The organism is Psychrobacter fjordensis, from assembly GCF_904845995.1.
Taxonomy (GTDB): Bacteria; Pseudomonadota; Gammaproteobacteria; order Pseudomonadales; family Moraxellaceae; genus Psychrobacter; species Psychrobacter fjordensis.
Genome location: NZ_CAJGYP010000001.1, coordinates 341,913 through 353,447, shown reverse-complemented (window position 1 = coordinate 353,447; position 11,535 = coordinate 341,913). Strand labels below are relative to the sequence as shown.

At 43.9% G+C, this 11,535-nt stretch carries 10 protein-coding genes; 9 read left to right on the top strand and 1 reads right to left on the bottom strand.

Annotated elements, in window-relative coordinates:
- Nucleotides 1–235 precede the first annotated feature (235 nt).
- Both JMW61_RS01540 and JMW61_RS01535 read left to right on the top strand, forming a co-directional pair.
- Nucleotides 236–982, top strand: a complete 747-nt coding sequence (locus JMW61_RS01540; protein ID WP_201548808.1) for a DUF4230 domain-containing protein — start codon at nucleotides 236–238, stop codon at nucleotides 980–982.
- A gap of 358 nt (nucleotides 983–1,340) precedes the next feature.
- Nucleotides 1,341–1,565: a hypothetical protein gene (locus JMW61_RS01535; protein WP_201548806.1), complete on the top strand. Its 225-nt coding sequence runs from the start codon at nucleotides 1,341–1,343 to the stop codon at nucleotides 1,563–1,565.
- An 81-nt stretch (nucleotides 1,566–1,646) separates the two neighbouring features.
- On the opposite strand, the gene JMW61_RS01530 is transcribed toward JMW61_RS01535, so the two are convergent.
- Nucleotides 1,647–3,275 carry a cryptochrome/photolyase family protein gene (locus JMW61_RS01530; protein ID WP_201548804.1) on the bottom strand — a complete coding sequence of 543 codons (1,629 nt, stop codon included), beginning with the start codon at nucleotides 3,273–3,275 and terminating at the stop codon, nucleotides 1,647–1,649.
- 201 nt (nucleotides 3,276–3,476) lie between these two features.
- Here JMW61_RS01530 and JMW61_RS01525 point away from each other — a divergent pair, with 201 nt between their 5' ends.
- From JMW61_RS01525 to JMW61_RS01495, 7 genes are all read left to right on the top strand, one after another.
- The gene (locus JMW61_RS01525) at nucleotides 3,477–4,160 is read left to right on the top strand and encodes a phosphoribosylanthranilate isomerase (protein ID WP_201548802.1); all 684 of its coding nucleotides are present in this window, start codon (nucleotides 3,477–3,479) and stop codon (nucleotides 4,158–4,160) included.
- Between the two features lie 86 nt (nucleotides 4,161–4,246).
- Nucleotides 4,247–5,521 carry a tryptophan synthase subunit beta gene (trpB, locus tag JMW61_RS01520; RefSeq protein ID WP_227687332.1) on the top strand — a complete coding sequence of 425 codons (1,275 nt, stop codon included), beginning with the start codon at nucleotides 4,247–4,249 and terminating at the stop codon, nucleotides 5,519–5,521.
- 131 nt (nucleotides 5,522–5,652) lie between these two features.
- Nucleotides 5,653–6,477 (top strand): tryptophan synthase subunit alpha, encoded by an 825-nt coding sequence (trpA, locus tag JMW61_RS01515; protein WP_201548800.1) that lies wholly within the window; start codon nucleotides 5,653–5,655, stop codon nucleotides 6,475–6,477.
- A gap of 313 nt (nucleotides 6,478–6,790) precedes the next feature.
- Nucleotides 6,791–7,699 (top strand): acetyl-CoA carboxylase, carboxyltransferase subunit beta, encoded by a 909-nt coding sequence (gene accD / locus JMW61_RS01510; RefSeq protein ID WP_406947818.1) that lies wholly within the window; start codon nucleotides 6,791–6,793, stop codon nucleotides 7,697–7,699.
- A 242-nt stretch (nucleotides 7,700–7,941) separates the two neighbouring features.
- Nucleotides 7,942–9,309 carry a bifunctional folylpolyglutamate synthase/dihydrofolate synthase gene (locus tag JMW61_RS01505; RefSeq protein WP_201548798.1) on the top strand — a complete coding sequence of 456 codons (1,368 nt, stop codon included), beginning with the start codon at nucleotides 7,942–7,944 and terminating at the stop codon, nucleotides 9,307–9,309.
- A gap of 235 nt (nucleotides 9,310–9,544) precedes the next feature.
- Nucleotides 9,545–10,732: an SPOR and LysM peptidoglycan-binding domain-containing protein gene (locus JMW61_RS01500; protein WP_201548796.1), complete on the top strand. Its 1,188-nt coding sequence runs from the start codon at nucleotides 9,545–9,547 to the stop codon at nucleotides 10,730–10,732.
- A 263-nt stretch (nucleotides 10,733–10,995) separates the two neighbouring features.
- Nucleotides 10,996–11,526 carry a DUF2726 domain-containing protein gene (locus JMW61_RS01495; RefSeq protein ID WP_201548789.1) on the top strand — a complete coding sequence of 177 codons (531 nt, stop codon included), beginning with the start codon at nucleotides 10,996–10,998 and terminating at the stop codon, nucleotides 11,524–11,526.
- Nucleotides 11,527–11,535 lie beyond the last annotated feature (9 nt).

The following is an 11,535-nucleotide window of genomic DNA, read 5'->3' as shown; positions in this document are numbered from 1 at the left end:
TTTTTTCAGACCGAACATTGCATAAAGGGAGCAATGAGGTTGTTATAACTCGATTATTTACCAGTTTCAAGCCTATTTTTTAGTAAATACTTACGAATTTTTTGACGAGAGCATCATCAGTCATTATGTAGGGTATTGGTAGTTATTACTTGAAGTTACTTCACGCAAATAGCATTTATATTTTACACCGCAATCTGCCATGTGTTTCATATGATAAAACTTTGAGGATGTTTATATGAATAGTCCTGATAATCGATCTCCTGTTAATGCTAATAAGTCTAATCCACAAGCGAAAAGACCCATCGCAATGATGTCTTGGATTGTGTTGCTTATCGGTCTAATAGCTATCGTTTTTGCGATTTATAGTCTTCAAAATAGTACAGAAGAAGCGCCGATAGACACCATTACTCGCGAAGGCGTGGTCACTCAAATTCAAAAGCTGAATCGTCTCGAGACGGTTGCCTTTAGTGTTGATACGGTGGTTACTAGTCAGCGTGGCGGCAGTTGGCAAAAACTATGGCAAGACGAGCAAAAAGGACTGTTTATCGCACGTGGACGCGTAAAGGCAGGAATTGATTTGAGTGCATTGACGCCTGAGATGGTGCAAGTGGTACCACTTGCGGAACCTAATGCAGATGGGACTCAGAATGTTGAGGCTAACGCTTCGGCCTCAACGATGCCGCAAATCAATATTACTTTGCCACCATCAGAGATATTCTCAGTATATTTAGATGATATCGAGATTTATGATTGGCAAACGGGTGCTTTTGGCATGATGCAAGTGGATCCAAAAATCTTGCAACAAGCGCAAAGCATGGCCAAAAAAGAAGTCCTTGAACGTGCGTGCCGTGGAGATGTGATGAACATGGCGCTACAGAACGCACAGACGCAAGTACAGCAATTATTTGCGTTAACTGGTGCTGTTGTGACCGTCACTACTCAAGGAGCAGGCGCATGTCAATTGCCAGCAAGTACGTCGTAGATTTTGAGACCTAAATGCTTATTGAGGGCTCTAATCAAGGTGTATCTTCATTTTTAGCCCGCTTAGTTGCTTCAATTCAGATTGAGGACACGCCATAGAGATAGTAATGAGAATAGAGGCTTTGGATAATGAAATATAAATAGCAGTATCACTACTTAATATTTCTAGTTTAAAATTATCGATAACCACGCTACGATAGTGGTATATAATAAATTTCTTCTAAAAGAAGAATAAAGTACTGCTGAAACCGATTTTTCAAAGCCTATGTCTAAATTGCACATGGCAAACAAGAAAAATTCACATCAGTCTTATAGGTGTTAACGACAAAAGAGCCCATAAAGTATAAGAGGTGATGTATATGACAATTTCCAACGATCAACCTGCTACTAATGATAAGCGCAATAAATTGAATAAAAACCTCAAGCTGACAGAAAGACTTTCGTTTGCGACATGGATATTGTTAATTATCAGCTTCACCTTATTAGCATTTGCTTTATATAGCATTCTAATAAAAACATTAGAGACGCCCAATAACACTCACAATGTTGATGTTCCCGAAAGCACTATGACGGAAGTTAAGTAGCGAAGCGGTTAATAGTTATGTTTCTTTTACCTAATAGACCTTATTCTATGAATATTCGTCTCCTTATGATGCCGTGCTTCATTATTTTTTAAATTCAGCAATCGCCAGTTGCCGTACCGCTTTATGCTCAACCATTGGCACAGGGTAATCTGTATCGGCGAAGTCTCCTTTTTTACTGAGTGCTTTACGCATTTTCTCTTCTGAGTGCAGGATAGTAGCAGGTATGTCTTTTAGCTCAGGTAGCCAAGTCTTAATAAACTCGCCCTTTGTGTCATGGGTTTTGGCTTGGCTAAAGGGATTCATAATACGGAAGTAGGGCGCTGAGTCAGTGCCCGTAGAAGCGCTCCATTGCCAGCCGCCATTGTTAGACGCAAAGTCACCATCTATAAGCTGCTGCATAAAGTATCGCTCGCCCCAGCGCCAATCAATCAGTAAGTCTTTGGTCAAAAACATCGCTGTAACCATCCGCAGGCGATTGTGCATAAACCCCGTTGCATTTAGACAGCGCATCGCGGCATCAACCAACGGTACACCTGTCATGCCTTTGCACCATGCATCAAAGTCATCAGTGTTGTATGACCAATTAATCTTAGTATCGGTCTCATGCTTGTACGCTTGATGGCGAATCAGCTCTGGCTTATAGTCCAAGACATGACGATAAAAATCGCGCCATGCCAGCTCACTTATCCAGCGATTGATATCGTTGTTGTCGCTGTCGTTACCATGCAATTTTTCTTGAGCTTTATTTGCCTGTAGGTAGCACAGTCTGGGGCTGATTGCGCCAATAGTGAGGTAAGCGGATAGCTGACTGGTCGCATGCAAGCTAGGCACATCACGACTCACATCATAGTTATTGATATCCTCAGTGATAAAGTCTTCTAAACGCTGGCAAGCCGCTGTTTCACCAGCAGGATAGGCGTCACGAGCATGTTCGAGTTGGGTGCTTGCATCTGTATTGTTATCAGTTTCATTGCTGTTTAACTGTTTTTGATAGTCGTTGACCGTTTTTGTGCTGAGACTTTTTATTTCTTTTACCGTGTTTGCCACGTTTTCTGTCAGCTCTAAAGTCACGCTGTTATTGTTAATAATAGCGGGAGCATGATGTATCTGTATCTCGCTCACCTCCAATGTATGCCGCCATTTTTTATAAAATGGCGTAAATACTTGGTACATGCTGTCACCATCATTAGTTGTGATGGTTTGCGGTGGTAAGATACATTGATCATGCCAGCGTACAAACTCAATATCGCTTTTCCCCAGATGCTCAGTTAATTGTTCATCACGATCGATCTCAGTACCTTCGTACTCATGATTGGCCATGATAGCGCTGATATGATTGGCATTGCAGATAGTTAATAGCGCATCAATAGAGTCAGAGAAACTTGGGCAAACTTGGACTGTTAATTTTATATTTAATTGTTCTTGTAAGGCTTTTGCGAGGATAGGCAAGGTACGGGCGATGTGATCGACTTGCACAAGCGACGTATCATGCGCTTGCCATTGCTTAGGTGTGAGAAAGAATATGGCACTGACTCGTGCATTATCTTCGTTTGCCCGTTCACAAATAGCTGCCAAGGCGGTATTATCATGAACTCGTAGGTCACGACGAAACCACATCAAGTAATGTGGCGGATTTGCACTAGTTGCCTTACCACTATCACTGTCGTTGCAGTCAGTTGGATTGGCCGTTGCCGATGCAGTCTTAGACATTCAAGTATTCCTGTATTAATCAATCGCAATCATAAACAAAACTGGGAATAAAAGTATGCTAGGATAAGTTTTTGGATGCAATGGCTTTGCTGTTTGATTAACAAAACCTCATCACATATAACGATTTACCTTTAGCTTGAACCTATCTGATGCCGTTATAATCGGTGTCATATTTAGTATCATGAAATGCAAGGTCACAAAATGCACGTCAAGTTCTGCGGTTTTACTCAGCTTAGTGATATACAGACTGCGACACAGTTAGGTGTTGATGCGGTCGGCTTGGTGTTTTATCCGCCCAGTCCGCGTGCCGTGACGCTAGCGCAAGCCCAGATATTAAGTACTGCTGTACCTGCTTTTGTGAGCGTGGTGGCGTTGGTGGTCAATATGACACAGGATGAGTTGGTCGAGCTGGCAAACAATGTGCCTTTTGATATCATACAATTCCATGGCGATGAGAGCCCTGAGCAATGTCAACAGCTGGCAAGTAAAGTCAATAAACGCTGGATTAAAGCGTTGCGTGTCAATGCTGATACGGATAGTGCTGTTAGCGTGCGCGCTCAGATTGATGAGTTTGCCAAAGCAGGGGCGAGCAGTATCTTATTAGATGCTTACCATCAGCATAAATATGGGGGTACTGGAGCGCGCTTTGATTGGAGCCTCATCCCACAAGACAGCTTGCTACCAATTATTTTAGCGGGTGGACTGGATGCCGAAAATATCGCGGCTACTTTAGAGCTACCCATTTATGCAGTCGATGTCAGCGGCGGTATTGAGATAGATAAAGGTAAAAAAGATCCTGCAAAAATGCGCGCCTTTATGAAAGCGGTAAAACGCGACCGATGGCAAAACGCGACGCCTAGCGAACCTTCGAACACAAGTAGCTAGTTTTATATCAGTTCAATAGCTCGCTACTTAAACTATTTCTTCCTTATTTATTCTAAAAAATACCACTTAATATAGTAGGAATTACCATGAGTCATGTCGATAACAATAATTTATCTGCTACCGCACAAGCCATCAATACCTTTACCAACCCAACGGACGTACAGGATTTTAATCAGTATCCTGATGCCCGTGGACATTTTGGCGTACACGGCGGTCGTTTTGTCTCTGAAACGCTAATGGCAGCCCTAGAAGAGTTAGAGGCGCTATACACCAAAGTAAAAGCCGATCCTGCATTCTGGGAAGAGTATCACAATGATTTGGTCAATTATGTCGGTCGCCCAACGCCGCTTTATCATGCCAAACGCTTGAGTGATGAGATTGGTGGTGCGCAGATTTATTTCAAACGTGAAGATCTAAATCATACTGGTGCACACAAGGTCAATAACACCATCGGACAAGCACTGCTTGCCAAGATGTGTGGCAAGAAACGTATCATCGCCGAGACTGGCGCAGGGCAGCATGGCGTAGCGACGGCGACGATTGCAGCCCGTTTAGGTCTTGAGTGTATCGTTTATATGGGCGCGGACGATGTCGAGCGCCAAAAAATGAACGTCTATCGTATGCGCTTGCTCGGGGCGACAGTTGTGCCGGTTACTTCTGGCTCACGTACTCTTAAGGACGCGATGAACGAAGCCATGCGCGACTGGGTCACCAACGTCGATAGCACGTATTACATCATTGGTACGGTTGCAGGCCCGCATCCTTATCCGCTATTGGTTCGTGATTTCCAAGCGATTATTGGCAAAGAAGCACGCATTCAACATGTGGAAAAAACAGGCAAATTACCAGATGCATTGGTTGCTTGTGTCGGTGGTGGCTCAAATGCGATTGGGTTGTTCTTTGACTTCCTAAATGATACTGATGTCAAAATGTATGGCGTCGAAGCAACCGGTGATGGCATCGAAACCGGTCGCCATTCAGCGCCACTAGCGGCTGGTCGTATCGGCGTGCTACATGGTAACCGTACTTACCTGATGGCAGATGACGAAGGTCAAATCCAAGAGACGCATTCTATCTCAGCTGGACTGGATTATCCTGGTGTTGGCCCTGAGCACAGCTTCCTAAAAGACATGAAGCGTGTTGAGTATGTGGGCTGTACTGACAAAGAGTCGTTAGAAGGCTTCCATGAAGTCACGCGTAAAGAAGGTATTATTCCTGCGCTTGAATCTGCTCATGCCGTTGCTTATGCACTAAAGCTGGCTAAGACAATGACACCGGATCAAACCATTATTGTCAATATGTCAGGTCGCGGTGATAAAGATTTGCATTCAGTGATGAAAGCAGAAGGGATTGAGTTATAGTAGCTTTTATATGCTATTAATCTACATCTTATAAGAAAAATGGCTCAGTTCCCCTTATTACTTAATTTACTCAATAGAGATTATTTAATGAGGGGTCAAATGAGCCGGTTTATAACAATTAAGAGACCACTATGACTAGAATTGAAAGTACTTTTGCAACTTTAAAATCACAAAATAAAAAAGCCCTCATTCCTTACGTAATGGCAGGCGACCCCAATCCAGCGACGACAGTCGGCTTGTTACATGACTTAGTGAAGCATGGTGCGGACATGATTGAAGTCGGCCTACCGTTCTCTGATCCAATGGCAGACGGTCCAACCGTTGCGTTGGCAGGTGAGCGTGCATTAGCTGCAGGTACGAGTACTCGTGATGCACTAAAAATGGTCGAAGAGTTTCGTAAAACAGACACGCAGACGCCAATTATCCTCATGGGTTATCTCAATCCAGTTGAAATCATTGGTTATGATAACTTCGTCGCGCTATGTGAGCAGTCGGGCGTTGACGGTATCTTGATGGTTGATTTGCCACCAGCAGAGGCAGGTAGCTTCACGCAGCACTTGACCGATCATTCGATGAATGAGATTTTCTTATTATCGCCAACGACTTTGCCTGAGCGCCGTGAGCAAGTATTGACGCATTGTGGCGGTTATATCTATTATGTGTCATTAAAAGGTGTGACAGGTTCGGCCACGCTCGATACTGATGCTGTCGCGACTCAAGTCAAAGCCATCAAAGCAGAGACGGATTTGCCGGTATGCGTTGGTTTCGGTATCCGTGATGGTGCATCTGCCAAAGCGATTGGTACTCATGCAGATGGTGTCATTGTTGGCAGTGCGCTGGTACAGAACTTTGCTGATATAGATGCCAATGATGCCGATGCTGTTGCAGCTGCTCAGCAACGAATCATGGTGAAAATGGACGAGTTACGCAGTGCACTTGACAGTTTGAATACCTGAGCTAAGTAACGTTAAATTATCGTCATTTAAGTTTTCGTTATATTACTAATATCGATATTGATAAACAGCAGCGTTTAGAAATAACAATGTTTATAAAGACACTGTCAAATGACTTTGCTAAAGTTAGTTTACGTGTGTAAACTAACATCACACATAAATTGTTACAGTTTCGCGTAGGCGTGCCTTATAACTGCTCATGTTATGACTGTATGTGACTTTTAAATTTACTCTTAGGGACAAGTGAATGAGCCAACTTGTCGATAAGCCTTTGATAATGGCGAATAATATGACTGATACGATAACAAAACCTGATATGACTACTTCTAATAATGCTGAGCCTAACAGTAACGTCGCTGGGCAATCTTGGTTTAATCGCCCGATACCAAGTGTCAAGCAGCATTTGACCGCACCATTGAGCGCGGTAGAGACCGAACCATCAACGAAATGCAGTAATTGTCATTCGATGATTACTAATACATCTCTGATTTTTAACAGTTATGTGTGCCCGCATTGTGACCATCATTTACCGATGAGTGCTCGCGAGCGCTTAAACTGGCTACTCGATCAAGTAAATGGTGAACTTGGACAAGAATTCGTTGCCAAAGATCCGCTGCGTTTTGTGGATAGTAAGCCTTATCCTGCACGTATGGCTGAAGCACAAGACAAAACAGGTGAGAGCGAAGCACTAATTGTGCTGTATGGCAAGCTGCGTAATCTTGATGTGGTGACTTGTGCGTTTGACTTCCGCTTTATGGGTGGCTCTATGGGGTCAGTCGTTGGTGATCGTTTTGTGCAAGCTGCCGAAAAAGCCCTTGAAGATAAAGTACCTTTAGTATGTTTCGCTGCTTCTGGTGGCGCACGTATGCAAGAAGGCCTGTTGTCATTGATGCAAATGGCACGAACGGCTGCTGCGATTGAGCGTTTAAGAATAGCTGGTATTCCGTATATTGTTGTCTTGACCAATCCTGTCTATGGTGGTGTAACTGCATCACTTGCTATGCTTGGTGACATTCATTTAGCTGAACCAAAGGCGATGATTGGCTTTGCGGGCAAGCGCGTGATTGAGCAGACGGTACGTGAGACATTGGAAGAACCATTCCAGCGTGCAGAGTTCTTATTAGAGCACGGCGTGGTAGATGAAGTGGTACATCGCCATCAGATGATTGAAACGATCTATCGCTTGTTGGCAAAGTTAAGCCGCATGCCTAATGTTGATGCTTAATACATTGTAGAGGCTTCCTTCCAAATAAGCAGGCGGTTGGTATAACTGCCTAGTAGCATGCTACTATCTCTAAAATATGCAGAACTCTCTAATAGCATTTATCGTCATATAACGGTAAATGCTATTTTTGGTTTTGGTCAGGTAGTTATATACTAGGGCATATCTTCTAATCGATGACTTTCTAACCGATAGCTTTCTAATCACCAATTTTCTATTCGAATATTTCAATATAGGCTCCATCTATGTCTGACACTTCACTTTCTAACCCGAATAGCCCTAATAACAATGCCAGCCTAACGGAGTGGCTTGATTACATGCAGCAGATACACGTGTCGGCGATAGACATGGGGTTGTCGCGCGTGTTGCCAGTTGCTGAAGCCTTAGGCGTAGTGCAGTCAGCTAAAGACGATGCTTATGTCTTTACAGTGGCAGGTACCAATGGTAAAGGCTCGACGACCGCTGTCATCGCACAAATGTGTCAAGCAGCAGGTTATAAAACCGCCCTATATCAATCACCGCATTTGAGTGTCTTTAATGAGCGCGTGCGCATCAATGGCGAAATGGTCAGTGACCAGACATTGATCAATGCCTTTAGCAAAGTTGAAGCTGCACGTCTACAGTGTGACTTGACGCTATCATTTTTTGAGATGACGACACTGGCAGCCTTACTTATATTTGCTGAAGCAGATTGTGATGTGTGGGTGTTAGAGGTGGGGCTAGGTGGTCGTCTAGACGTTGTCAATATTATCGATCCTGATATGGCCGTGATTACCAATATTGCAATCGATCATGTCGACTGGTTAGGTGACAATGTGGAAGATATCGGCGCAGAAAAAGCAGGTATATTGCGTGATAATATCAGTCTAATCTATGGTGCTACCGAGATGCCGAATAGCGTTCAGCAAGCGATTGATAAGCATCAGGCAAACTGTTATCAAGTAGGGCAAAACTTTAGCCACCGCGACATTAACTCAACGACTTGGCAATATAGCAATGCCGCAATCACCATGCAGTTGCCACGCCCAGCATTGTCGTTGACCAATACTGCCAACGCATTATCCGCAGTACTCGCAAGTCCATTGAATGTCGATACCCATGCTATCGAGGCAGCCTTGCAAACGGTCAAGTTGGTAGGTCGATTTGATTATCGTGAGCTAGATGATCGTCATTGGCTATTTGACGTGGCGCACAACGAACAAGGTGTTGAGTTCCTATTAGCGCAATTATTACCGCTTTGGCAGCAGCATGTCGCAGACCAAAATACCGCCGAGCTTTCTGATCGCGTACCTGCAACCATTAAAATGCTGTTTTCGATGTTGGCTGATAAAGATATTGAAAAAGTTGTACAGCGTTTGACCGAGGCAGGTTTGCCAATTAGTGATTGGTTTATCGCTGAAATTGACTATCCCCGAGCAGCCAGTACTGAGCATTTGCAGGGTATACTGGCAAATCATGTCGATGGTGCTCAAGTACATGAATTTCAGCGTTTACAAGCAGCGACCTATGCAGTGAGAGAGGCCAGTCAACCGAAAGACTTAATCGTAGTATGCGGATCTTTCCATACGATAGGAGAGGCTCTATCTGCACTGAATGCTGATAATTTAAGTTAAACTGGTCGCTGTTTAATGTTAATCTTAACGGTAGCATGATGGCAGACAGTATAGAAAATATGCTTTATAATCAAAATGCTTCAGAACGCTGATACTAAAAGATCGACATAACATCTGAAAACTGATACATATAACCCGCGGCAATCGCTAGTCATCAAAGCTCTCTACGACATAGTTTTGAGACGACAGCTGCGCCGCTCAATCAACCTTATTACCAACTAAGAGACGTAAACGGATGAACTTTTCGAGACAAGCCTTATTGGGCATTGGGATGATTATAGGCGGTAGCGTAATGCTATACGCTATGGTGCAACAGATTGGCGACAGCAGCAGTGAGCCTACGCCAACCTCAGCGATGATAGATAAGCCAAGTAATGAACAAGAAACAACGCAGCCATTGACGACTGATATCGAGACAGAAAAACGTATCTTGGCGCAGAAACAAAAAGAGCGTGCTGCCCGTGTCGCAGAACAAGAAAAGCGTGCACAGCAATTTTTGACAGAACAAGAAGCAGCCGAAGCCGAAGCATTGGCGAAAGCACGTGCTGAAAGCCAGCAATATGTAGCCAACAGTGCACCAGTTGTTGAAGATACTGAGAATCCAGAAGCTGCAAAAGATGTTGCTAAAGACCTAACTGTTCAACCCCGTACGGATAGTGAATTGGCTGCTGATGCCAAGAAGATTAGTGATGCTGAAAAGCAAAAAGCTGCTCAAGCGCAACAAGAGGCCCAGCATCAAGCTGCAATTAAAGAAGAAGCCGCTGCTAATGCTAAGAGATTAGCGGATAGTAAAAAAGCGGTTGAAGCAAAGAAACAGGCTGAAGCACAAGCACTGTCAGCACAAAAGCGAGTAGATGCCGAAGCGGCTAAGGCTAAGAAAGAGCCACCGAAATCACCTTCTGATTATGAAGTCAAAAGAGGTGATGGGCTCATTAAGCTAGCAAGACAATACAATATGCCGGTAGAAGTATTGGCTCAAGCCAATAATGTCTCGCCACTGGCCTCGTTACAGTTGGGGCAAAATATAACGATTCCGTCTCGGGCTCAAGTGCAACGATTAGAACGTGAAGCCGCCGCTGCTGAGGCCAAGCGTCAAAAAGAAGAAGCCTTAGCTAAGAAAACAGCAGAAGCCAAGCGGGAAGCGCAGCAGAAACTCAGCGAAGCTCGTAAAGAAGTCAAAGAAACCGATGCGAAAGGTAGCTTTGGGGTACAAGTGGCTTTGGCGAATGATCAGAACAGAGCTGATGATTTAGTAAAAAAATTCCAAGCAGCAGGCTATCAGGTTAAAACCAGCCGTACCAGTCGCGGTGTCCGAGTTGTCGTCGGCCCTGAGCGTGGTAAAATTGCAGCCTTGGCACTAAAGGATAAGATTAATAGTGACCCTAAAGTGAATACAACGGGTGCTTGGGTCTTATATTGGTGATAGCTTATTTGCTAAGTCTGTATCCTAGTATATTAAATTGACTCTATCGTTATCACGAAAACACGACATCTACTGTCGTTTTTTTTGTTTTATCGTTTGCTGATTGGCAAAAGCTTAGTTACGATAAGCACCGTTTTTCCCTATCTCTCTTTTTATAACCTGTCAGCCTATAAGGGCTGCCTTGCCGTGGTCAGATAGCTATCGCAACTTCCACGAAGTCACCATAGCTATCTGATCGCTTTAATCATGTATAAGGTAAAAACATGTCATTTGGTGTTATATTTTTAATCTTAGCCGTTGGGTTTTTAGGGCTAATTACCGTACCAAAGCTGTTAGAAAAACGCCCAGTCGTTGAGCCTGATCCAAAGCCTGTACGCGGCGATGAGTTGGCTATTTGGCCGTTTGCACCGATGCCGATCATGACGGATACTGAGGTAATATTTTTTAATAAGTTAAAAGATGCTTTACCTGAATATTACATATTTGTCCAAGTTCAGCTATCACGAATCATTGAAGCCAACAGTAGTGAAACCTCTGAGCGTAGCTTTTGGTTCAATCGTATCTGTCGCCAAAGCGTTGACTATGTGATCGTGGATGTTGATGCTCAGACCACGCTGGTTGCCATCGAGCTTGATGATTGGACGCATAGTAGCAAAGCGCGGCAAAAGGCTGATGACAAGAAAGATAAAGCCCTTGCCAGTGCAGGTATTGCGATGGTGCGCTTTCATGCGGAGCGTATGCCCAGTGCCGATATGCTCAGATATGAGCTGATGCAGGTGATTGAAAATTATTAAGCTTTTCCG